Consider the following 23,156-nt stretch of genomic DNA (forward strand, 5'->3'; position numbering starts at 1 on the left):
TGCTCTTTCTTGTATAATCCTGAAATCTTATTCAAAAGGAAATTTATGACATTAAAACGAGCAATTATAACATCACTTTGCATTTTTGCATTTTTTGGATGCGGCGACGAGAATAACCAAAAAAAAGAGCAAAATACAAGCGAACAAACGCAGGGCAAAATTTTAGATAAAAATGCCAGCAAAGATGAAAATTTAAGCAAAGACTCACTCACTCCAAAAATGAGTGAAAGTGCCCAAGAAAACGAGATAAAAGAGATAAATCTAAAGCTGCTAAGTGGAGCAACTATGCAGATTACAAAAAGAAGCAATGGCTTTGATGTAAAAGATGGCAAAAAAGCAACTCTTTACGTATTTTTCGCCACTTGGTGCCCTCCGTGCAAGGCTGAGATCCCACACTTAAACAACCTAAGCGAGAAATTTAAAAACGAACTAGATATCGTTGGTGTGCTACTTGAAGACAAAAGTGAAGATGAAGTAAAAGATTTTGCTCAAAAATATAAAATAAAATATGAAGTCGCAGTTGGCGAAGGAAATTTTTTATTTGAAAAAGCAATGGGTGGCATAAAAGGCTTGCCTGCGTCAGCACTTTTTAAAGCAAATGGCGACTACGTTCAAGGCTACATCGGTCTTGTGCCTGAAGAGATGCTTGAAAATGACATAAATAGGGCTACAAAATAATGCTTGATTTTCTAAAAAAAGGCCTTGAGAAGACTTTTGGAGCGATAAGCTCAGCGAAGAAGTCAAAAAAGATAGACAAAGAGAGCTTAGAAGAAATTTTACTTGAGGCCGACGTAGCTTACGAGATCGTGGAAGAAATTTTATACTACTTGCCGCCTCAAGATGAAGTAAGCAGAGCCGATCTAAGACGTGTTATGAGCAGCTATTTTATCTACGAAAATGAGCGTGTGATCGAGCCCGATAAGCCATTTGTCGATCTCATCCTTGGCGTAAATGGCGCTGGCAAGACAACCACAATCGCAAAGCTTGCAAATTTATATAAAAATAACGGTAAAAGCGTTATTTTAGGCGCTTGTGATACATTTAGAGCTGGAGCGATCGAGCAGCTACGCCAATGGTCAATTAGACTAAATGTGCCAATAGTTGCCACTCAGCAAGGGCACGATCCTTCGGCTGTTGCTTACGATACGATTAGTTCAGCCCTTGCAAAAGGTATCGACCGAGTCATCCTTGACACAGCCGGCAGACTTCAAAACCAGACAAATTTAGCAAACGAGCTAGAAAAGATTGTTCGTATTAGCAAAAAAGCTTATGAAAAAGCGCCACACCGTAAAATTTTGATTCTTGATGGCACGCAAGGTAACGCCGGAGTTGCGCAAGCGAAAGCATTTAACGATATTGTCTCGCTTGATGGTGTCATCATCACAAAGCTTGATGGTACCGCAAAGGGTGGAGCACTATTTGGCGTGGCAAGAGAGCTTGAGCTACCTATATTTTATATAGGCGTTGGCGAGAGCATGGATGATATCATCAAATTTAATCCAGACGAGTTTTTAGACAAGCTAATGGACGCCATTTTTGAGTAGGGTAAAATTTCTTAGTAAAATTTGCTTTTTCGCTGCTCTTTTGGCAATTGATTTTCTTGCATTTACTCCAAAATCTCCTACTATCATCGAAAATTCGTGGGATAAAGCTAACCATTTTTTAGCTTTTTGCGTCCTATACATCCTGCTTTATCTTGGCTATGAGTTTAAAATTTTTAAAAATTTAGTCATACTTTTAGCCTTCGGCGTGCAAATAGAGCTCGTTCAGGCATTTTTACCAAACAGGAGCTTTAGCCTGCTTGACATCGTGGCTGACATGATCGGAACGGCTTTTGGAGTGATAGTAGTTGAAATTTTAAAAAGGATATATTATGGCAAAAGCAAAACCAGTTTTTGAGTGTCAAGCGTGCGGAAATCAGCAGAGCAAATGGCTAGGTAAATGCCCGCAATGTGGGGCTTGGGATAGCTTTGTCGAGCTTAGCCAGCAAGAGATAAAGATAAGCAAAGAGATAGCAAAAAGCAGCGGCGCACCTAGCAAGGCCGTAAGTATCGACGAGGTAGAAATTCAAAATTTCACGAGATTTAGCACCAAAGATAGCGAACTCGACCTTGTTCTTGGTGGTGGCGTTGTCGAGGGGTCGCTAGTTTTAATAGGTGGCAGTCCGGGCATCGGTAAATCAACCTTGCTTCTAAAAATTGGCTCAAATTTAGCAAAAGATGGCAAAAAAACGCTCTATGTAAGTGGCGAAGAGAGCCAAAGTCAGATAAAAATGAGAGCCGACAGGCTAAATGCGGTGGATAAGAATTTATACCTGCTAACTGAAATTTGCCTAGAAGATATCATGCTAGAGGTGCAAAAGAGCGACTACAAGGTGCTAGTCATTGACTCCATTCAAACACTTTATAGCCAAAATATAACCTCCGCCCCTGGCTCGATCACGCAGGTTCGAGAGATCACGTTTGAGCTGATGAGGCTTGCAAAGAGCCAAAATATCTTCGTTTTCATCATAGGTCACATCACCAAAGAGGGCTCGATCGCAGGGCCTAGAGTGCTTGAGCACATGGTCGATGTGGTGCTTTATTTTGAGGGTGACGCGAGCAGAGAGTTAAGAATTTTGCGTGGGTTTAAAAACCGCTTTGGCTCGACGAGTGAGGTTGGCATATTTGAGATGAGTCAGCACGGACTTGTGAGCGCAAATGAGGTATCGAGTAAATTTTTCACACGTGGCGGGGCGATGAGTGGTAGCGCGATAACTATTATAATGGAAGGCTCAAGAGCACTTAGCATCGAGATACAAGCACTCGTTTGCGAAAGTGCCTATCCAAAACGAAGCTCGACTGGCTTTGAGAGAAACCGCCTAGATATGCTGCTAGCACTTCTTGAGCGAAAGCTTGAAATTCCACTTGGACACTACGACGTCTTTATAAACGTTTCAGGTGGCGTTAAGATAAACGAGACTGCGGCCGATCTAGCCGTCATTGCAGCGATAATCAGCAGCTTCAAAAACCGCCCTATCAGCAAGGACAGCGTCTTTATCGGTGAGCTAAGCCTAAACGGCGAGATAAGAGAAATTTTCAACCTCGATCAGCGCCTAAAAGAGGCAAAAATGCAGAAATTTAAAAATGCGATCATCCCAAACAAACCGCTTGACACGCAAGGGCTAAAATGCTTTTACGCAAAAGATATCACGCAAGTGCTTGAGTGGATGTAAATTTGTCTTGCTAGCGACTTAATATCAATACTTTGCTGGCTAGGCCATGTTTTTTGAAATTTATCTTTTGCATAAGCCTGAAAGCATCTATGCTTTTCTTCGAAATTTAAATTATAAAAATTCCATTCTTTGCTTATAAAATATCTATGCCCTCTTATCCACTTTAAGCTTTGCAACTTTTTCTAAAATTTCAAACATGCTCTTGCCACTATCAAATTCACTCTTTATGAATTTATAGATCTCCTTAAATCTCTCATCAGCTTCAAGCTTATAGGTGTGAGATTTTTTAGTAACTTGTATAGGTGTAAATTTCTTCTCTTTAGCGTTGTCTTCTTTTTCAAGATTATCTATATTCTGAATACCTTTTTCGTTTAGCTCTTTTAGTATATTGACAGCATTTTTAGCATCTTCACTAGACAAAGTTAGATTAAAACGCTCTTTTAACGCATATTTAGCCCACTCCTCTTTAAACTCATCAACGCTCATATCGCTATCAAGCAGATCAATAGTCCTTGAGTTTTGCATAAATAGCAAATCGCTATCGCCACGATATTCATTTAAAAATTCATTTACGGTATATGGGGTATCTCTTAAAATTTTTGGCTTATCATTGTCTGGTTTTGCTTGCTGACCTTGTATATACTCTACAAACAAACCCTTGCTTTCATTTATGAAATTTTTAAGATCTGATAGCTGCTCGCTTGTAAAGTCAGGATCATAGCCTCTGAGCTTTCCTATGATAGTGACTTTTGCTTCATCGCCTTTTGTAAAGCCAGATAGTGGATATATGTGTCTATCATAAGCCGCAGCTTGAGCCTTTCTATCAAGCCTTGCGTATTTAGGAAAGCTCATACCATATCCCATATCGTTACTAAGTATCTCGTTTATATCGTTAAATTGAAAGCCCATCTCTCTTGCTATGTTTTCTCTTGAGAGATAGTTAGTAGTTGAGAGGGTATTAGAAATTTGCATTTTACTATCCTTAGTTTCTTTAGCTCCATTAAATCTTAATTAAAGATATCGTCTTTTCTTTAAAAAATTTTATAAAAATACGTTTTTTTAAATTTATCAGAAGTAGTTAAAAGATATTAAAAAGCTTTGTAAAAATGCATAAATTTTAGACAATCATCACTGCAGCTACGGCAAATCCGCCGTCGTGAGTTATGCTAAGGCTTGCTTCTTTGATATTAAAATTTGTATAAATTTTTGGGCTAAATTTTATCTTTGGTGCGTTTTTTGTGTCTTTGCTAAGCTCAATGTCTAAAAAGCCACACTCTTTGCTGATGCCCACACCAAGGGCTTTGCTAGCTGCTTCTTTGGCCGCCCAAAATCCAGCCAAAGTCGCATCATTTTTTGCTAGCGCGATCTCATCATCACTAAGAAATTTTTTTAAAAAAAGCTCGCCGTGACGAGCCTTAAGTTTTGAAATTCTATCTATCTTAACGATATCAATACCTATCATTGCACCACAAAATCAGTAAAAAATATGTTTTTGATGTAGCCATCATTTAGCACTTCATTTAGCTTACCCACGATCTCATCTTTTAGCCTATCTTTGCCTTTTGCAGTGCTTACTTCTTCGTATGTTTTTGATGAAAGTGTTCTAATGATAATGTCTCTTAAAAGTGCCTTTTTCTTATCAAGCTCAGGAGTTAGCAACTCATCGCTTTGCTCCATATCGATCTTAGTTTTAAGAAATCTTGAGCCATTTTCGCTAAGCAAATTTACAATAAACTGATCAAGCGGATATATCGGTCCCATATTTGAATAGTCGTTGCTACCATGCTTTGCTTTATTTTGAGCTGGCATGGACTGCGTTTGAGTCTGAGTTGGTGCTTGCATCATGTTTGCCTCTTTTGGCTCGTCAGAACTAAGCATCAAAAACGCAACTAGCCCTCCAATAACTAGCAGCAAAACAAATATCGCAATGATAATTATCATTAATGCACCATTGCCACCTTTTTTTGCTTTTTTCTCTTCAACTTCTTCAGCCATCTTTCCTCCTTTAAGTTTTGGCTATAATTATACAAAAAATTCGCAAAAATGAGAAAAAATGATACATAAGACAAATGCTGCCAGAGCTTTAGATAAGCTAAAAATTAATTATGAAATTTTAGAGTATGAAGTTGATTTAAACGATCTTTCAGCTCTCCACGTAGCAGCTAGCACCAAGCAAGATATAAAACAAATTTATAAGACTATCGTTTGTGAGTGTGAGCCTAAAAATTTCGTTGTTGCTTGCTTACAGGGCGATTTGGAGCTTGATCTAAAAGCACTTGCTCACGCGTGTGGCGCCAAACGCTGCGAACTTATAAATTTGAAAGACCTAGAAAAGATCACCGGCTACATCAGAGGCGGCTGCTCGCCACTAGCTATGAAAAAGCACTTTGCCACATTTATCGATGAGCGAGCAAAAGAGCAAGAGTACGTGCTAGTAAGCGCTGGAGTAAGAGGCAAGCAGATAAAGATAGCTCCAAGTGACCTTTTGAGGACTTGTGAGGCGGATTACGCTGATATCGCTAGGCTAGCTCTTTAAAAACTCTATAAATTTAAACTTCTCGCCCAAAAACTCAGGCGAGAGTAGAAATTTCGCCTGTTTGGTTGCATTTTCATAGGCTTGCTTGCTACCTTTTTCAAGCACTAAAGATAAAATTTCATCCACGCCAAAGTCGCAAACCAAAGCATCATTTTGTTTTTTAAATTTAAGCATCAAAAAGCCAGCCTCACAAAAAGCCTCTTTTACCTGCTTAAAACACAAGCTATAAGTTAGATCTGAGCTTTTAAAATATGGTGCGAGGTCTGAAATTTCAAATAAAGAAAATACTTGATGGTCTTTAAAAATCCTTAAACTAAATTCATTTTTTGGCTCAAATTCGCCGTAGTCAAAGCTTAAAAATCTCATCTTTTTTGCCGCACTTGCAAGCTGGAGCGCAAATTTAGTGTAGCTAGTTGATATCTCGCCCTTTTTTATGCCAAATTTCTTTGCAAGAGCTAGCAAGTTTTGATCCGCCTTTTGCCAGTGAAATTTTAGATCATCATCCACAAAAAGCATATTTTGCCCATCTATAACCTCGCAATTAAATGCGTCAAGTAGCTCATTTGAGATAATAAAAATTTCATCAAACGAGCACTCGTCTAAATTTTCATAGTGCCCTACTCTAACCTCGTCACCAAAGCGGTTTTTAAAGGTTTCAAGCTGTTTTTTGCGTAAAATTTCATGAGGTTCGATGATGATAAACTCTAAATTTGGCAAAATTTCTGGCTCAAGCGTAAAAATTCCTTGCGCAAAATCAGCAAGCATATCGCCAGAGTTTGCGCCAATCTCTACGACCTTGCAAGAGCTAGAAATTTTGCCGTTCCTAAGCAGCTTTAAAAAGTAGTTCGCAAGGCAAGCACCAAAGAGATAGCCAACGCTTACATTTGTGTAAAAATCGCCCTTTTTGCCGATATCTACGCCAAATTTATAGTAGTTTTCATTGACCCAGATATCAAAAAACTCGCTAAATTTCATAGATCAGGTAGCTTCCAGCCTCTGTAAAACGCAAACATCCTAACTGTAATGCCAGCAGCGAGCAAGAGCATGGTAAAAAATATATTGGTAAGACCTAGATGATATAGCACAAAGTAAGCAAGCCCCACGCCAAGGCTTATCGTGCCGTAAAGCCCTGTGCGTAAAAACCATGGAATTTCGTTTAGCAAAATATCTCTTAAGATACCGCCACCAACGCCGTTAAAAAAGGCGATCATCATCACGCCAAAGATGTTGTAGTTGTACTCAATAGCAACCATTGCTCCAACGATAGAAAAACAGATAACATCGATCGCATCGGCAAAGATGAATACAAATTTTCGCTCCAAACCTTCTCTTTTTATGTGTAAATTTGCCACTCTTGAAACAATCAACATAAAAATGACAACGCTTACTGGCATGTAGTGCGTAAATGAATAAACCGCCCTACCAACGAGCATATCACGCATAATACCGCCACCAAGTGCGGTCAAAAATGCAGACAAAAAGACTCCAAGCCAGTCGCACTCCTTTTTTACTGCAAATAAAAACCCGCTAAGTGCAGCTGATGCGATACCAACGTATTCGACAAAAAGTATTAAACTCATATTTTTTCCTTAAAAGGTCGCATTTTATAATGAACTCTCATAAAAAATCATTAATAATATTTTTACCATTAGTTTATTTTAGGCTATAATAACGAAAAATTTAAGGAAGGAATTTTAATGAAAAGACTATTAATCATATTTCTTGCTGGTTTATTTTTCACGCCAAACTTAAACGCTGATGTGATCCAAAATCAAAAACTAAAAAATGCAATAAATATTTTAAATGCTTTTGGTGCAAGAAATTTAAAGCCAGACACTAAATTTGAAGGCATAAAAGCGATCGCCATAATCCCTGATGTGACAAAAGCAGGCGCTATTGTAACTGGCTCAACAGGTAAAGGCATTTTTATCGCTAAAAACGATGATGGTGAATGGTCAAGTCCATTTTTTGTAAATTACACATCTGGAAGCATAGGCTTACAGCTTGGTTACAGCTCAGCTGACATGATCATCTTATTTAAAAATTCAGAAGCTTATGCAAATTTATTTAATGCAAAAGACACAATCAGTCTAAAAGCAGAAGCAACTGGTGGCGTTGGTAACGAAGTAGCGATCACAAGTGATTTGCCTGAAATTTCTGCATTTGCTGAGGAGCGTGGCAAGACAAGTGGTGCTTTTATAGGCGTTAGCCTAGATGTAGCAAGGCTAAAAATAAATAGACAAGATACAAACGATTACTATGAGCGAATGTATGATTTTGAGAATATATACAACAATAGCCCAAAAGCTAGTAAATACACTCTAAAATTTAAAGAAATAATCTCAAAATACTTCTTATAGCTCAAATTTCTTGGCTCATTAAGTGGGTCAAGAGCTCTTTTTATTTTTACTTTTTTGATTAATTTTATAAAAGTTATGGCTTAGCTTTTTGCTAAACCATAAATAGTGAAACAAAGCGTTTTTTAGGGATTGGAGAAAATTGAGTCATATACTCAAACGCTTCTTCGTAATCGCCATCTGTATATTGTGCAACTTGTTCGATAAGCTCGTAAAGCTCCTCATCGTCCATAGAATCAAAACTGCCTCTATTTTCTAAAACCTCTAACAAAACGGCGTCTAATTCAAGCTCGTCGTAAGTCATTTTATTCCTTAATTTTGATTTAAAAAATGCGACACTATACCAAAACAATCTTATAAAATACTTTACTTGAAATTCGTAAGAAATTTTATGCTTTTTTTATAAGTAAAGTTGTAAAATCCTTATATTCATTATCATTTTAGTTAGGTTTTTGTGGATAATTTTGAACTATTTTATAAGCATTTTAAAGAGTTTTTAGAAGCCTTTGGGCAGAAAAGCTCAGAGTTAAAAGAACAAATTTTGCATGTACTTTTCATTAGTAACTCTCATCTAAGTGCTCAAGAAATTTCTTCAGAAATTTACAAAATCCACAAGAATGAAATTTCAATGACATCAATTTACTCGTTTTTAAATTTTCTAGAAATGCATCATCTTGCAAACTGCTTTGAAGAAAATGGAGTAAAGAAATTTGAACTAAATTTAAAATCATCGCACGATCATTTGATATGTGAAATTTGTGAAAAGATAGTTGATTTTGAAGATGAGATAATAGAGCAAAGGCAAGAGCAAATTTGCAAAGAAAAAAATTTTAGTGAGCAGTCGCATACAATGATACTTTATGGTATTTGCAGTGATTGCCAAGAGAAAAATGGAAATTAAATTTTCTCATTTCATTTTACTTTTTGATAATGAAAGACAAAAAAATTTCAGATTTATTTAAGCTGTGAAATAGATAATACGCAATTAAAAAAAGGATGAAAATGGATATAAAAACACAAACTTTAGCACAAGTTGCAAGCTATTTTTCAATGATAGCTCACACAAACGGCAGACTAAGAGTAAGAGTTAGCCCAAAGATAAAAGAGCTAAGTAGTAGCGTAAATTTAGCTAGCCTAGATGATGTGATAGCTCAGATAAATGGTATAAAAAATGTAAAATTTAACAAGCTAATCGGCTCTGTAACGATCGAATATGATCATGAAATTTTTCCAAAAAACCTTTGGGAAGATCTTTTAAAAGGGCAAAATTTGGAAGAGATTTCAACTAGAGTAAATGAAGTTGCAAAAGAAGTGAAATATGCTTAATGAACTTTTAAATGCATCATACACCAGTGAAAAGAACGCACTTAGCTTATATGAAAATTTAGCTTCATTTGGTGATGTTTTTAACGAGATTGCAAATATCAGAAAAAATGCGATCATCTTGATAGAAAAATTTGCGAGCACACATGATTATGAGCTTGCTTGCGAAAATGAAGCTATATTTTTGCCAGCAAAAAATAAAGAAGATGCACTAATACAAGCTTTAAACTACGAGTTGGAGCTAAATAAAATGTATGAAAAATTTTGTGAAAGCTTAGATGATGAAGAGCTAAAAGATCTATTTTTTAGACTTTGGGCTACTTCAAATAACGAATACGTTGCCTCTTTAAAGCAACGCTTAAAAGAAATTTATAGTGGCTGTGAAATAAAAAATGAGCTAAATTTAAATGAAATTTCACAAAATTTTGAGCAAAATGGCATAACAAATATTTTAGAAAACTATCAAAACGACTTTAATGAGATAACTAAAAGCTTGCAAAATATCGCAAGTGGCAAGGCTGATAAAAGCGAGTTAGCAAAGATAACCAATAATCCAAATTTCTCGTTTTTTAGCGGACTTGCGCTTGGGGCATTAGGTATTTCAGTAGTTAGCAAAAATTTTAATAAGGATGAAGAAAATGAATAATTTACAAAATCAAACAAAGAAAGGATTTAAAATGGCATTACCATTTTTAGCAGGTTTAGCAGTAGGCGGTTTAGCAATAGCTGCTTGGAATAAAAGAGATAAGATCAAAGAGTACGCCCAAGATGGCTTTGATAAAGGCAAAGAGGCCGCAAAAGATCTTTACAAAAAAGGTAAAAGTGTTGCAAAAGATGCAAAAGACTTTATAGTAAAAGAAGAGAAAAAAGCAAAACGTGGTGCTAAAAAAGTAGAAAAAGAGGCTGAAAAAGTGGTAAAGAAAACAAGAAAACCACGCGCTAAAAAGCCAGCTGCTCCAAAAGCTATCACACCAAACGATATAGCTTAAGGATAGAGAATGCAAGAAAATAGTCTTTTTACACTTTCAAGCACAAGGCTTCCATTTGATCACTTCATCAGTGGTGCTTTAATCGCTGGCATGGGTGCAGCTGCACTTGGCTTTAGTGACTATCTAAATAATAGAGCAACTAAAAAAGATGTCGCTAAAAAGATAGCGAAATACGCTGTAACAGGTGGTTTTGTAGGTGCTGTTGGTATTCATGCTTCAAATTTAATAGCACAAAAAAAATATCTAAATGCAGCAGCTTTTACAGCAGCTGGCATTGGCGGTCTTTTGATAGCAGAAAAACTAATAAAATTGGAGAGTAAATAATGAATAACCCTTACATCAATGAAGAAAACGTAGCAAGTGAAACTGTAGTTAACAATGCAGCAGCTACTCAGCCAAGCGTGATCGATAATGCAATAAACAATGCAGCTCAAAATTTACCATTTGTACCTGAAAATTTTAATGCTGCTGGCTTTGTAAAAGGTCTAGTTTTAGGTGGTATCGCAGCTTATGTACTAACTAATCCAAAAGCACAAGAGTGCGTATTTAAAGCGATTATCAAAGGTGGCGAGCTTATAAATGCTGGCATAGAAGAACTAAAAGAGCGTTTTGAAGATGTCAAAGCAGAACTTGACTCACAAAAATAAGATCACTCTAGCTCACAAGAGTAAAAATAGAGCGAGGTTTATTTGCGAGAGCCTAAACGCTAGAAGCGACGTCAGCGCTATCGAGGCTGCGATCTCAGAGCGAACTGATGCACTAAGTGTTCGTGTAAATAAATACGCAAAAAGCATTATCGTTGAATACAATAAAAACTACGATAAAATTTTAAACTTTATCAAGAGCTATGAATTTCCAACAAAGGCAAAAGATCCAAATTTGCCAAGCAAGGCAAATATCTACAAAGCTGCTGCTGCACTTGGTGTAACGCCGTTTATGAGTAACAAAACTCTAAAATCAGCCGTGACTCTTTATGCCACAGCACCAAATTTAATAGAAGGTGCAAAAGAGCTAAGGCATGAGGGCGTCACTTCAAAAGTGCTTGAGGCAACTGCCATTGGTACTAGCCTAGCAATGGGTGATCATTTGGCAGCAAATAGCACAAATTTGATGATAAATATCGGCGAATATATGGAAGAAAGTGCTAGCCACAGAAGTGATGATCTCATCAAAGAGCTAGCAAAACCAAATATCGAAGAAGTCTGGGTCGAGAGAAATTTAAATGGTGAAAAGACGCTTGAAAAGGTAAAAACCGAAAATTTAAAAAAGGGCGACATCGTAGTAGTCGGAGCTGGTGAGACGATAGGCGTTGATGGTTATATCGTTGAAGGCAACGCCGATGTAAATCAAGTCTCGATGACTGGAGAGGCTGAACCTATACCAAAAGCTAGAGGCGACCGTGTTATAAGTGGCACCGTGGTTGATGAAGGTAGGATAAAAATTTGGGCTGAAAATGTAGGCAGCGACACAGCGACAGCTAGGATCAAAGAGTACATACAAACTTCACTCAATGAAAAATCAGCCATTGGTGTAAAAGCATTAAAACTAGCCGATAAACTTGTGCCTGTTACGCTCTCGCTTGCTGGACTTTCATACATTATAAATAAAAATATGAATAGTGTTGCTAGCGTACTTCAAGCGGACTACTCTTGCGCATTAAAGCTTGCTACACCAGTTGCTTTTAAATCAAGCATCTCAAAAGCTGGCAGAAATGGCATTCTTGTAAAAGGTGCAAAGGCGATTGAGGCTTTAAGCTCAGTTGATACTTTTGTATTTGATAAGACCGGCACTCTGACACACGGACGCCTAAGTGTAGTTGAAATTTACTCATTTAAAGAGGGCTTTTCTCAAAATGATATATTAAATTTAACTGCAAGTGCCGAGGAGCACTACTTTCATCCAGTAGCCGAAGCAATAGTTGAAGCTGCAAATAAGCGTGGTTTCCACCATATTCATCACGATGAAGTTGAATTTATTGTAGCTCATGGCGTAAAAACTGCGATGCACGGCAAAGAGGTAGTTATCGGCAGTAGACACTTCTTAGAAGATGACGAGATGATAAGCTTTAAAGCTCATGAAGCTTTAATAAGCAAAGCATTAAATAGCGGTTTAACCTTACTCTACGTAGGATATGATAAGGAGCTGGTCGGCGTCATTGCTATGAAAGATGATATGAGAGAAAACGCAAAAGACATGGTGGCAAAACTACGCAGTCTTGGCGTAAAAGAGGTCGTCATGCTAAGCGGCGACATCAAAAGCAAGGCTGAAGAAGTAGCACGTGAGCTTGGACTTGATAGGGTCTATGCGGAGTGCTTACCAACAGATAAAGCAGCTATTATCGAAGAGCTAAAGAGTGAGGGCAAAAAAGTAGCCTTTGTGGGAGATGGCATAAATGATGCTCCAAGCCTAACTAAAGCAAATGTGGGCATAAGTATGCACAAAGGTGCTGATATAGCTAAAGCGACGGCTGACATAAGTCTTTTAAAAGACGATATCATGAGCGTAGCTCTCGTAAAAGAGCTTGCAAATAAAACAATGGATTTAATTAGCTCAAATTTCCGCTCAACCGTTGGCGTAAACACAGCTATACTAAGTGCTGCGACACTTGGCATGTTAAATCCAATAGCAACTGCCATGCTTCATAATGGCACAACGATTTGGCTTTTATTAAACTCAATGAAGGGCGTAAAATTCAAATCAAAATAAATTTGAAAGGGTAGATGGTGCTTGATAGTTTCTTAAATTTTTTAAACGGCAAAATGGACGTAGCCAACGACTTTTTATATGGATATTTTTTAGTCATTATTCTTGTGGCTACGGGAATTTATTTTAGTTATTTGACTCGTTTTGTGCAGTTTAGGATGTTTTTTGAAGCTTGCAGAGTCTTAGTAGAAAAAAAGGACAAGTACAATAAGCACCATTTAACGCCATTTCAAGCACTTATGATCTCAACCGCTTCACGCGTTGGCATAGGCAATATCGCTGGAATTTCAGCTGCCATCGTCGCGGGCGGTCCTGGTGCTCTTTTTTGGATGTGCTTGATGGCTTTTCTAGGATCGGCTTCAGCTTTTATAGAGAGTACGTTAGCGCAAATTTATAAGACAAAAGACGTTTTTGGATTTAAAGGCGGTCCAGCTTATTACATCAAAAATGGCCTTGGCATAAAGTGGTTGGCTTCGCTTTTTGCGGTAATTCTCATCATTACCTACGCATACGGCTTTAACGGACTTCAAAGCTATACCATGACATCAGCCTTTGAAATTTACTACGACAAAGCTGGTAGCAACGTTAGCTTTGCACAAAGCGGACTACCTGTTGGCATTGGTCTTATTCTTACGGCATTTGCGGCGGTTATGTTTTTTAGCAAAAGCCACATCATCGGTAAAGTAAGCTCATACATCGTACCGTTCATGGCACTTGCCTACATCTCGCTAGCACTTATTGCTATCGTTTTAAATTTCAAAGAAATTCCTGATGTTGTTAAGATGATTTTAGAAAATGCCTTTGATTTTAAAGCAATATTTGGCGGATTTGCCGGCAGCGTGATCGTAATAGGCATCAAAAGAGGCCTTTTCTCAAACGAAGCTGGTATGGGTTCAGCTCCAAACGCAGCAGCCGCAGCACATACTAGCCACCCAGTAAAACAAGGCCTAGTTCAGGCTATGGCAGTCTTTATAGATATGACGATATGTATCGCTTCTGGTATGATCGTACTATTTTCACAGGCCTATCTTACGAAGCAAACTGGATCAAGTGGCGAGGTGCTAACCGCCCTCCCTCTCGTTCAAGCTGCAATGAAAGAGTATTTTGGTGAATTTGGAGTTCATTTTACCACTCTTGCAGTCGTACTTTTTGCCATCACTTCGCTTATTGGCAACTACTACTACGCTCAGGCAAATATGAAATTTTTAACCAAAAATCACAAGTTTACGTTACTATTTAAGATAACAGCTGTCGTTATGATATTTATTGGTGCTCAAATGAATTTAAAGCTCGCTTGGAATATCGCTGATATCACAATGGCTGTAATGGCAACTATTAATATTATCGCCATATTCTTACTTTCAAAGGTAGTGATAATAGCAGTCAAAGACTACGAAGCTCAAAGAAAGGCTGGGCTAAATCCAGAATTTGACCCAGAAAGTCTTGGTATAAAAAATACAAGTTGCTGGAATAAAAACTAAATGGAGAAGAATTTGAAAAACGAAACAAAAATAAGTGGCAAACTACTTGATATAAACACTCATAGACAAGTATCAAAAGTCGGTATGGGCATCACTTTAGCCTCAGTTTGCTTAAGCGCCCTTTTTATGAAAAGAAATAAAAGTATTAAGAAATTTCACGTTGCTTCAGGCATTGCATTTACCTGCTTTGCTCTTTATCATGCTGGACTTTATGATAATGGAATCTTCAAAAAAATGATAATAAAAGCAAAAAATGAGGTAAAAAAGGCATAAAATGACACTTAGCGACACAGAAATTATAAGCTATATAAATGAAGATATGCCTTACTTTGATCTTACTACGTCGCTTCAAAATATCGATAAAAATGCCTTACTTGAAATTTATTCACGCGATGAAATTTGTGTTAGCTGCGTTGATGTAGCCGCTAGCATCGCGAGGCTACTTTCATGCGAAAGTCAAATTTTTGTCCAAAATGGTCAAATTTGCAAAGCTGGCGATGTAATCATAAAAATTTATGGCAGCTATGAAGATGTGCATAAAGCTTGGAAACTAGCTCAAGTCGCACTAGAATATGCCAGCGCCATCGCAACTTATACAAACAAAATGGCAAATAATGCAAAGAGCATCAATGAAAAATGTGAAATTTTAGCAACCAGAAAGAGCTTTCCATTTGCTAAGAAATTTTGCGTAAAAGCAGTACTTGAAGGTGGTGGTAAAATGCATAGGCTTGGGCTTAGTGATAGCATTTTATTTTTTAAAAACCACATAAAAGCTTATGCGAATTTTGATGAGTTTGTATCTCTTTTGCCAGAATTTAAAACCAAAATGGTTGAGAAAAAAATCTGCGTTGAAGCTGAAAATTTAGACGAAGCAAGCAAGCTTATAAAAGCAAACTGCGACGTTGTGCAATGTGACAAATTTAGTCCAGAGCTTATCAAAAATGTACTCTCTATAAGAGATGAAATTTCGCCAAATACCATTATCCTAGCAGCTGGTGGTATAAATTTATCAAATGCAAAAGATTATGCAAATGCTGATGCGATAGTAACGTCAGCGATGTATTCAAAGGGCGTTGCTGATATCAGCACCAGACTTGAGATTTTGTAAATTTTTACAATGACCGATACAGCAAAACATCTACCAAAATTAAAATTTACAGAAAATGCATTTTTGCTCTGAAATTTGGACGATATGCAATAAAAAATTTAGCATTTTTTTATTTTAAATTCATCTCATAGCTACAAGCAAAAAATATAAACTAAGAAAGTTAAATTTTCTAATTTGTTTTTTCTAAAAATAATGACAATTATATTTCGCTTTACACCATGTGCATATAAAACTCAATTAAATTTTAAAATTTATAAACAAGCACATCACACTTTTAAATTCAGTAACAAACGATAACGAGTGAGTAAGATTTATAATTTGCCTAGAAATTTTCAAATTCCAGGCAAATCCTAGAGCAAATTTACCTAACTATATGCAAGAACTGCATATGTTTGCGGTATTGCTCGATGACGTCATTTATCAGCGTGGCCTCGCTCCAACCAAGCACGTCGTAGTCCTGACCGCCCTCTTTTAGATAGACCTCGGCTCTATAGTAAAGATCGTCGCCGTCAAGCTCTCTGGTGTAGTCTGGGCTCTGGCTCTTGGTGAGATAGACGCCATATCTAAAGTCCATCTCGTCGCCAAGTCCGACATTTAAATTTACAAAATTTTCGCCATTTGTGACCTTTGCTTCAAGGCCGTTTTTGGCAAATTCCTCTTTTAGCTCGTTAAACGCTTTTAGTACAACCTCGTTTAAAAATTTCTTGCCATCTTTCTTGCCTGGCAGCGTAATGATCGCACTTAGGCGCTCTTGCCACGGCTTTGAAAGATCACTAATGGGCATGTTGTTAAAGTTATTTGTCTCTTTTTTGGTTAGATCCACACGTAACGCCTTAAATAGCCCGTAAATGGCACCAAGTAGCACTATGGCAAATGGCAGCGCGGTCGTGATCGTAAGTGCTTGAAGTGAGCCAAGTCCGCCAGCTAACATCAAAAATGCCGCCACGATGCCCACTGCAACGCCCCAAAAGACCTTTTGCCAAACTGGTGTATCGTCTTTGCCGTTTGAACAAAGCATGTTCATAACGATCGCTGCTGAGTCAGCAGAAGTGACGAAAAATATGACGATCATAAAGACTGCGATCACGCTTAGCACGCCTGAGAAGCTAAATTTCTCCAAAAACATAAAAAGCGCCGAAGCCGAGTCGGAATTTACGGTCGTCGCAAGCTCGCTAAATCCACTTTGCACAAGCGCAATCGCCGAGTTGCCAAAAAAGCTCATCCAGGCAAATGTAAAGCCGGTTGGCACGAAAAGCACGCCGATCACAAATTCTCTTATCGTCCTGCCCTTTGAAATTTTGGCGATAAACAGCCCCACAAACGGCGACCAAGATAGCCACCAAGCCCAGTATAGCAGCGTCCAACCGCCAAGCCAGCTCTCATTTTGCCTCTCGTAGGCGTAGAGATTAAATGTATTTGAGATAAGCGTAGATACGTAGTCGCCGCTGTTTTGCACAAACGACTTTAGAAGCTGCGTCGTATCGCCCAAAAATAGTATCAAAAACATAAAACATATAGCTAGCGCGATATTTGCGTTTGATAAGATTTTAATGCCCTTATCAACGCCGCTTGCCGCTGAGATGGTAGCTGCAAAACAAAGCACTATTAGAAGCGTGATGTGCATAGTCGGCAGCCCAAAAACGTGCGTAAGGCCAGCATTTACCTGAAGTACGCCGTATCCTAGTGATGTCGCCACGCCAAAAAGGGTCGCCACAACGGCAAATGTATCTATCGCGCTACCTATCTTGCCATAAATTTTATCTCCTATGATCGGATAAAATGCCGATCTAAGAGTGAGTGGCAAGCCGTGTCTATACGAGAAAAAGGCTAGAATTAGCGCCACGATAGCATAGACCGACCATGCGCCCATGCCCCAGTGAAAAAATGTGATATTCATCGCAAGCTTTTGCGCTGCGATAGTTTGCGCGTCGCCGAGCGGCGGGTTTAGATAGTGCATGAGCGGCTCGGCCACACCAAAAAACACTAGACCTATGCCCATGCCAGCGGCAAAAAGCATAGAAAACCACGAGATATTTTTGTGCTCTGGCTTTACGTGATCAGCTCCTAGTTTGATCTCGCCAAGCTTACTAAAGCCAAGAATGATGACGCTTAGCAGTATGACGGCGACGGCTAGGATGTAAAACCAGCCAAATTTGGCCGCGATGTAGTTTTGCATACCTTTAAAAAACTCATTTGAGAAATTTGGAAAAATCGCTGCAAATGCTGTTATTAAAACTATGACAACAAGCGATGGGATAAATACTGAATTATTAAATTTTGACCTTTGAAATTTAAACATTTTTCTCCTTTTTATAAATTTCAGTTTCGCTTTAAAATAACAAAAAAAGAGTAAATAGGTCAAATTTTCTCTTTAAAGTTTTTATGAAATTTTAAGCTTTAGCCACCAAAAATAGCCACTTTGAAATTTATCTCAAGTCGCTTTTATCTCTCTTTGGTTTTGCAAGGGTTGTTAGCACTATGACGACAAAAGCAATGCCAAATGTGATATACAAAATGATCTTTGGCGAGTCATACTCTATCCTAGATCTCGCGACCTCTTCGCCGCTTTCCTCAACTAGCTCGCCGCGTTTTATCATCTCGCTGATATCTTTTGCGCTAAGCTCTTTAGATGCTCTTGTTAAAATTTCTATGACGCTAGGACCCGCCACCTCATAAACGCTATGCTTTATGCCATAAAATGGCTTTATCTTGTTAAAAAAATAGAGCTTATCGCCGTTCGCATATACTGCGCCATATTCGCCATCTTTTACTAGCCCTATCTCACGCCAAGATGAGCTTGGGGCAAATTTATATAAAGAGACTGTTTGCGCCTCTAAGTGCCTGCCGTGCTTTGAGCGCCGCCACTCTTCGCCTTGCTGTAAGAAATACGCTGAGCTCTCATCTACAAAAACGTCAGCATAGAGCCTTTTTAGCTCGCCTTTTAGCTGGTAGTCTGAAATTTTAGCCTGTTCGTTTTTACTGCCATCCCAGAAGTAAATTCCATCTTTGCTTGCAAAAAGAGGCCAAAACGAATGCACGTTATCCACGCTATAAATGGCGCTATAAGGCATATTTTGAGCGTTAAATTTATGCTCATTTGCAAACACAGCCCCACTTTTTGGCTCAAAAAGATATTCCATATCGTGCTTATCATCATAGCAAATCCGGCGCGTCTCATCTGAATAGCTTGTATCAAGCCTATAAAAGCCCATAAACAAGCTTTTGCCGTCTGTGTAATATCCGCTAGGAGCGCCATTTTCTGCCGTGATGTATCTTAGCTCGTTAGGATCTGCGTCAAGCTTTTCGCCCTTATAGTAAAGCATGCCGCCGTCTCTTGCAAAGCCAGCGTCAAATATAGGCTCTAAATTTGTGCTTTCAACCCTTTTTGTCCTGTAAAAATAAGGGCTATCATTGTAGCTTTTTATAAAAACGTGAACAAGGTTTTTCATAATGGCGATAAATTCGTTAAATCCGGGCTCTTTCTCGCTTCTAGTGCTGCAATAATAGCTTATCTTGCCATCACCTAGATAGCCATTGCCAAGCACCTTAGCACTTTTTGGATCAAGACCAGGCAAAATTTCTCTAGCGCAATAGACATGATTTTTATCAGCCGCTACGTTTGAGTAGTCGTATGCGTGTTTTAGCTTTAAGACCCTAAAACTAGCCTCATCGACGCCTTTTAGCTCATACTTGCCGCTGCCTGAAATTTGAACGTAAATTTTACCATCAGGCGAGCGGTAAAACTCGCTACTATCAATGTTTGCAAAGCCTCTTTGATACTCGCCCTCATGCCAGAGATAAAGCATCGCCAAAACAAAAAATAGCGTCAAGATAACTAAAAAATAAATAAACCTAATAGTAATTTTTCTCATTATCTATAGTCATCCACCCTTTTTTTAAGCTCGCTTTTTTGCTTTTTATTTTTAAAAATAGCGCCAACTACCGAGGCCACAAATGCAATGGCAAGAAATATCCAGTAGGCATATTTTTGCGAGTAATCATCAAAGTCGCTTATCGCATCTATCACCACCTCGCCCTCAGCTGGCGTCATAGCGCCTTTATCTACCATTTTTACTATCTCATCAAGTTTTAAATTCTTAACATTTGGACCATAAGGACGAGTGAGAATTTCAACCACGCCAAGGTCGTTTATATCATAAACACTGCTGTTAAAACGCCAGCCATAGCCGACGTTATCAAAATAATATGTCTTATCGCCGTTTGCATATACTGCTCCGTAGCCATCGTTTCTTACAAGCCCTATCTTTCGCCACTGCTCTTTAGTATCAAGCCTAACGATACACGTGTGGCGTGAGCTTAGGCTGTGATCATTTTTCGTGTTGTGCCAAATTTCATAGGTTTTTAGAAAATATGTCTTGCCATCACTTATCACCACGTCGCCATATAGCGGCGTTATCTCGCCTTTAAACGGATCGTCTCCGTCCCTTACAAACTCGCCCTCATCTATGCTGTTATACCACTGCCACTTTCGCTCCCAGTGATAGATACCGCCTTTGCCACGAAAGAGCGCATGATAGGAGTGCTCATCTTTTAGGTTAAAAAGTGGCTCGTATGGGGCAAATTTTGGGTCAAATTCATGATCGTTTGCATAGACCATGCCAGAATTTGGCTCATACAGATAGTGAATGCGCCATATCTCGCCGATATCACGCATTTGCGGGCTAAATTTGATCCCTAGTTTTGTGCTGTCATAATAGACATTTTCCCTATCAGTCGTAAAATGCACGCTCTTTCTGCCAGATACCTGCTCGATATAACGCATCTTGCTGGCATTTGCGCCCTCTAGCTCTTTGCCATCATGATAGACCTTCGCGCCGTCGCTTGCATAGCCAAAGCCCAAGATCGCAGCTAAATTAGCGTTATCAACCTGTCTAAATTTATAGATATGAGTTTGCGCTTTTGGGGTGTTAAACATTTTATGTGAGAAGATGTCCCAAAACTCTTTAAGTGCGGATATTTCGAGGTTCGTCTCGCTTACGCTATCGCAAAAATATGTTATCTTGCCATCGCCAAAATAGCCATTGCCAAGCGCTCTAACGCCATTTGGATCAAGCCCACTCATCACGAGATTACCGCAATATACCGCCTTATCGCTAGCGCCAACGTTTCTGTTGTCGTATTTGCCAGTGTCAATGTATCTAAATTTACTGGCCCTCACGCCTATTAGCTCAAATTTACCGCCGCTTGGTACCATGGCATAGACCTTGTCATCTTCGGTGGTATAAAACGCACTGCCTCTTATATCTTTAAATTTTTCTCTATCTTCATCTATATAGCCAGCGGAAATAAACATAAATATATAAATACCAAGCAAGATAAAAGCAAAAAGTAGCACTATGACAATTATTGGGTATTTTTTTATCATTTTAAACCTGCAAATGACTTCATCTTGCGATACTTTATCTTCCCTACTCCAGTGCCTCGGCGATCTCAAGCACTTCAAAGTACTCATTTTCTAGGCACTCAAGCTCAGTTTTTGCCTTTTCAAGCTCTTCATAAAGCTTAGTTAGCCCCACTTCTTGATAAATTTTTGGATCGCTTAAACCTTCATTTAGCTCAGAAATTTTTGCTTCAAGGGCCGAAATTTTATCTGGATATGTATTTAAAATTTGCGTTTGTTTGTAGCTTAGTTTTACGCCGGTTTTGCTCTTTTGCTTGGCTTCATTTTGGCTATTTGAGAGCTCTTTTTCAAATTTATCAAGCTCTTTCATCTCATCTTCAAGCTCCAAATAGACGCTATACTCTTCATGCAAGACATTTATCTTTGTGCCCTCAAACGCCCAAAGCTTATTTGCCATCTTATCGACAAAATATCTATCGTGGCTAACTAGCAAGATAGCCCCCTCAAAGCTTTGCAAGTAGTCTTCTAATATGTTGATAGTTGCGATATCAAGGTCGTTTGTCGGCTCGTCAAGTACCAGCACATCGTAAGTTTTGGTAAAAAGCATCGCAAGTGCGACACGGTTTTTCTCGCCGCCACTTAAAACGCCTATCTTTTTATCAAGAAATTCCTTTGGAAAGAGGAAATTTTTAAGATAGCCATAAACATGCATATTTCGCCCACGAACCAGCACGTGATCGCCGCCATTTGGGCAAAATGTCTCTATAAGGCTCTTCTCATCATCAAGGACATTTCTAGCTTGGTCAAAGTAACCAATGCTCACCTCGCCTCTTTTTATCTCGCCGCTACTTGGCTGCTCAAGTCCTAGCAAAATTTTAAGCAGCGTGCTCTTGCCGCTACCGTTTCGTCCGACTATGGCGATCCTCTCGCCCTGCAAAACCCTTGCGTCAAATTTTTCAAAAAGCACTTTGCCGTCTATGCTTTTACCTAAATTTTTAAACTCAAAGAGCATTTTTTTGCGGTTTTGGCTCTGAACTTGGTTGAAATTTTTACTCGCACGCTCAAGTTCTAGCCTCACACGCCTTATTACACCTGGATTTTTCTTAGCCTCCTCGCGCATAGCAAGCACTCGCTCTTTTCTGCCTTCATTTCGCTTTAGTCTAGCTTTTACGCCGCGCCTTAGCCACTCCTCCTCAGCTTTTAGCTGTTTTAGTAGCGTTTCATGCGACTTTGCAAGGCTTGCTAAAATTTCCTCTTTTTTGGCTAGATAGTTTGCATATCCACCATCAAAGCTTCTAAGCCCAGCCTCCTCGACCTCAACGCACCTAGTTGCCAGCGCATCGATAAAATACCTATCGTGGCTTATGAAAACTATGCTTTGGTTTGAACTCTTTAGCATATCTTCAAGAAATTTGACCATATAGACATCAAGGTGGTTTGTCGGCTCGTCAAGCAGCAGCACATCTGGCTTTTTAAGGATGAGAGCGCCCAGTGCCACGCGTCTGATCTCGCCGCCACTTAGCGAGCAAATGGGCCTATTTTCATACTCTTTTAGTTTAAATTCTTGCAAAATTCTCTCGATCTTGTGCTCGATATTCCAGCCATCTTTTGCCTCTATAAATTTTAAAAGCCTCTCTTGCTCTTTTAAAATTTCTCTGTTTTCAGGGTCGTTTGCTAACAAGACTCCACTTTTTTCGTACTCATTTATCGCATCAAATATATCTTTTAGCTCGTTATTTAGTGCTTCTCTCACACTAAACGTGGCGTTAAAATTTGGAGTTTGAGCTAGCATCTCGACGCTTATTAAGCTCTGTACTATGCGTCTGCCACTATCTACTGCCACCTCGCCAGAGATGATCTTCATAAGTGTACTTTTGCCACTGCCGTTTTTGCCGATGATCGCTATCTTTTCATTTTCATTTACACTAAAATTTACAGCGTTTAAAATCTCATTTGCACCAAATTTTTTACTTACGTCTATCAGGTCGATTAATGCCATTTTTCTCTCATTTTTTAAATTTCTCGCGATTATATCAAAAGGGAGCTAAAACCTAATTTTGGCTATAATCGCCAAAAATTTTAA

The 23,156-nt window shown here is 38.7% G+C and carries 26 protein-coding genes; 16 read left to right on the plus strand and 10 right to left on the minus strand.

Annotated elements, in window-relative coordinates:
- Nucleotides 1–45 precede the first annotated feature (45 nt).
- From MTT30_RS04125 to radA, 4 genes are read left to right on the plus strand one after another with little or no spacing between them, the layout of a single operon-like run.
- Nucleotides 46–678, plus strand: a complete 633-nt coding sequence (locus MTT30_RS04125) for a TlpA family protein disulfide reductase (RefSeq protein ID WP_429801076.1) — start codon at nt 46–48, stop codon at nt 676–678.
- Nucleotides 678–1,544 (plus strand): signal recognition particle-docking protein FtsY, encoded by an 867-nt coding sequence (gene ftsY, locus MTT30_RS04130; protein WP_429801077.1) that lies wholly within the window; start codon nt 678–680, stop codon nt 1,542–1,544. Before MTT30_RS04125 ends, ftsY begins: the two co-directional genes overlap by 1 nt.
- Complete coding sequence (locus MTT30_RS04135; RefSeq protein WP_429801078.1) at nt 1,537–1,899, plus strand: VanZ family protein; 363 nt, start codon at nt 1,537–1,539, stop codon at nt 1,897–1,899. The genes ftsY and MTT30_RS04135 overlap by 8 nt, the downstream gene beginning before the upstream one ends.
- Entirely contained in the window at nt 1,874–3,214 is a 1,341-nt protein-coding gene (radA, locus tag MTT30_RS04140; RefSeq protein WP_429801079.1) for a DNA repair protein RadA, read from the plus strand. Before MTT30_RS04135 ends, radA begins: the two co-directional genes overlap by 26 nt.
- A 144-nt stretch (nt 3,215–3,358) precedes the next feature.
- Here radA and MTT30_RS04145 read toward each other — a convergent pair whose 3' ends face one another.
- The 3 genes from MTT30_RS04145 to fliL all read right to left on the minus strand — a co-directional run bounded on the left by MTT30_RS04145 (nt 3,359) and on the right by fliL (nt 5,209).
- On the minus strand, nt 3,359–4,186 hold the full coding sequence (locus MTT30_RS04145) for a hypothetical protein (protein WP_429801080.1): 828 nt from the start codon (nt 4,184–4,186) through the stop codon (nt 3,359–3,361).
- Nucleotides 4,187–4,331: 145 nt separating this feature from the next.
- Entirely contained in the window at nt 4,332–4,676 is a 345-nt protein-coding gene (gene acpS, locus MTT30_RS04150) for a holo-ACP synthase (RefSeq protein WP_429801081.1), read from the minus strand.
- Nucleotides 4,673–5,209, minus strand: coding sequence for a flagellar basal body-associated protein FliL (gene fliL / locus MTT30_RS04155; RefSeq protein WP_072594352.1), 537 nt, complete (start codon nt 5,207–5,209; stop codon nt 4,673–4,675). The genes acpS and fliL overlap by 4 nt, the downstream gene beginning before the upstream one ends.
- 58 nt (nt 5,210–5,267) lie before the next feature.
- Here fliL and ybaK point away from each other — a divergent pair, with 58 nt between their 5' ends.
- Complete coding sequence (gene ybaK / locus MTT30_RS04160) at nt 5,268–5,750, plus strand: Cys-tRNA(Pro) deacylase (protein WP_429801082.1); 483 nt, start codon at nt 5,268–5,270, stop codon at nt 5,748–5,750.
- Here the strand turns inward: ybaK and MTT30_RS04165 are convergent.
- Nucleotides 5,739–6,725 (minus strand): SAM-dependent methyltransferase, encoded by a 987-nt coding sequence (locus MTT30_RS04165; RefSeq protein ID WP_429801083.1) that lies wholly within the window; start codon nt 6,723–6,725, stop codon nt 5,739–5,741. The genes ybaK and MTT30_RS04165 overlap by 12 nt on opposite strands.
- Nucleotides 6,722–7,330 carry a trimeric intracellular cation channel family protein gene (locus MTT30_RS04170; protein ID WP_054196787.1) on the minus strand — a complete coding sequence of 203 codons (609 nt, stop codon included), beginning with the start codon at nt 7,328–7,330 and terminating at the stop codon, nt 6,722–6,724. The genes MTT30_RS04165 and MTT30_RS04170 overlap by 4 nt, the downstream gene beginning before the upstream one ends.
- Nucleotides 7,331–7,447: 117 nt before the next feature.
- Here MTT30_RS04170 and MTT30_RS04175 point away from each other — a divergent pair, with 117 nt between their 5' ends.
- Nucleotides 7,448–8,110 (plus strand): lipid-binding SYLF domain-containing protein, encoded by a 663-nt coding sequence (locus MTT30_RS04175; RefSeq protein WP_429801084.1) that lies wholly within the window; start codon nt 7,448–7,450, stop codon nt 8,108–8,110.
- A 91-nt stretch (nt 8,111–8,201) separates the two neighbouring features.
- Here the strand turns inward: MTT30_RS04175 and MTT30_RS04180 are convergent, their stop codons facing one another.
- Nucleotides 8,202–8,411 carry a hypothetical protein gene (locus MTT30_RS04180; RefSeq protein ID WP_002942234.1) on the minus strand — a complete coding sequence of 70 codons (210 nt, stop codon included), beginning with the start codon at nt 8,409–8,411 and terminating at the stop codon, nt 8,202–8,204.
- A gap of 150 nt (nt 8,412–8,561) precedes the next feature.
- On the opposite strand from MTT30_RS04180, the gene MTT30_RS04185 reads away from it, so the two are divergent.
- The 10 genes from MTT30_RS04185 to modD all read left to right on the plus strand — a co-directional run bounded on the left by MTT30_RS04185 (nt 8,562) and on the right by modD (nt 15,711).
- Nucleotides 8,562–9,008, plus strand: a complete 447-nt coding sequence (locus MTT30_RS04185; RefSeq protein WP_084042191.1) for a Fur family transcriptional regulator — start codon at nt 8,562–8,564, stop codon at nt 9,006–9,008.
- A gap of 101 nt (nt 9,009–9,109) precedes the next feature.
- Nucleotides 9,110–9,433 (plus strand): HMA2 domain-containing protein, encoded by a 324-nt coding sequence (locus MTT30_RS04190; RefSeq protein WP_021091233.1) that lies wholly within the window; start codon nt 9,110–9,112, stop codon nt 9,431–9,433.
- Nucleotides 9,426–10,076: a ferritin-like domain-containing protein gene (locus MTT30_RS04195; protein ID WP_084042189.1), complete on the plus strand. Its 651-nt coding sequence runs from the start codon at nt 9,426–9,428 to the stop codon at nt 10,074–10,076. The genes MTT30_RS04190 and MTT30_RS04195 overlap by 8 nt, the downstream gene beginning before the upstream one ends.
- 31 nt (nt 10,077–10,107) lie before the next feature.
- The gene (locus MTT30_RS04200) at nt 10,108–10,419 is read left to right on the plus strand and encodes a hypothetical protein (RefSeq protein WP_051288446.1); all 312 of its coding nucleotides are present in this window, start codon (nt 10,108–10,110) and stop codon (nt 10,417–10,419) included.
- A 9-nt stretch (nt 10,420–10,428) separates the two neighbouring features.
- Nucleotides 10,429–10,743 (plus strand): hypothetical protein, encoded by a 315-nt coding sequence (locus MTT30_RS04205; protein WP_021091246.1) that lies wholly within the window; start codon nt 10,429–10,431, stop codon nt 10,741–10,743.
- Nucleotides 10,743–11,066 carry a YtxH domain-containing protein gene (locus tag MTT30_RS04210; protein ID WP_429801085.1) on the plus strand — a complete coding sequence of 108 codons (324 nt, stop codon included), beginning with the start codon at nt 10,743–10,745 and terminating at the stop codon, nt 11,064–11,066. The genes MTT30_RS04205 and MTT30_RS04210 overlap by 1 nt, the downstream gene beginning before the upstream one ends.
- Nucleotides 11,050–13,125, plus strand: coding sequence for a heavy metal translocating P-type ATPase (locus MTT30_RS04215; protein ID WP_429801808.1), 2,076 nt, complete (start codon nt 11,050–11,052; stop codon nt 13,123–13,125). The genes MTT30_RS04210 and MTT30_RS04215 overlap by 17 nt, the downstream gene beginning before the upstream one ends.
- A 14-nt stretch (nt 13,126–13,139) precedes the next feature.
- The gene (locus tag MTT30_RS04220) at nt 13,140–14,603 is read left to right on the plus strand and encodes an alanine/glycine:cation symporter family protein (protein ID WP_429801086.1); all 1,464 of its coding nucleotides are present in this window, start codon (nt 13,140–13,142) and stop codon (nt 14,601–14,603) included.
- Between the two features lie 12 nt (nt 14,604–14,615).
- A complete protein-coding gene (locus tag MTT30_RS04225; RefSeq protein ID WP_087585279.1) occupies nt 14,616–14,876 on the plus strand; it encodes a helicase in 261 nt (86 codons plus the stop codon).
- Between the two features lies 1 nt (nt 14,877).
- Nucleotides 14,878–15,711: a ModD protein gene (gene modD, locus MTT30_RS04230; protein ID WP_429801087.1), complete on the plus strand. Its 834-nt coding sequence runs from the start codon at nt 14,878–14,880 to the stop codon at nt 15,709–15,711.
- A gap of 361 nt (nt 15,712–16,072) precedes the next feature.
- Here the strand turns inward: modD and MTT30_RS04235 are convergent, their stop codons facing one another.
- From MTT30_RS04235 to abc-f, 4 genes are all read right to left on the minus strand, one after another.
- On the minus strand, nt 16,073–18,010 hold the full coding sequence (locus tag MTT30_RS04235) for a BCCT family transporter (protein ID WP_429801088.1): 1,938 nt from the start codon (nt 18,008–18,010) through the stop codon (nt 16,073–16,075).
- A gap of 127 nt (nt 18,011–18,137) precedes the next feature.
- Entirely contained in the window at nt 18,138–19,583 is a 1,446-nt protein-coding gene (locus MTT30_RS04240) for a DKNYY domain-containing protein (protein ID WP_087580717.1), read from the minus strand.
- Entirely contained in the window at nt 19,583–21,097 is a 1,515-nt protein-coding gene (locus tag MTT30_RS04245) for a DKNYY domain-containing protein (RefSeq protein WP_087580718.1), read from the minus strand. Before MTT30_RS04245 ends, MTT30_RS04240 begins: the two co-directional genes overlap by 1 nt.
- Before the next feature lie 43 nt (nt 21,098–21,140).
- Nucleotides 21,141–23,072 (minus strand): ribosomal protection-like ABC-F family protein, encoded by a 1,932-nt coding sequence (gene abc-f / locus MTT30_RS04250; RefSeq protein WP_429801089.1) that lies wholly within the window; start codon nt 23,070–23,072, stop codon nt 21,141–21,143.
- Nucleotides 23,073–23,156 lie beyond the last annotated feature (84 nt).

Source organism: Campylobacter concisus (genome assembly GCF_050447445.1).
Classification (GTDB): Bacteria; Campylobacterota; Campylobacteria; order Campylobacterales; family Campylobacteraceae; genus Campylobacter_A; species Campylobacter_A concisus_BI.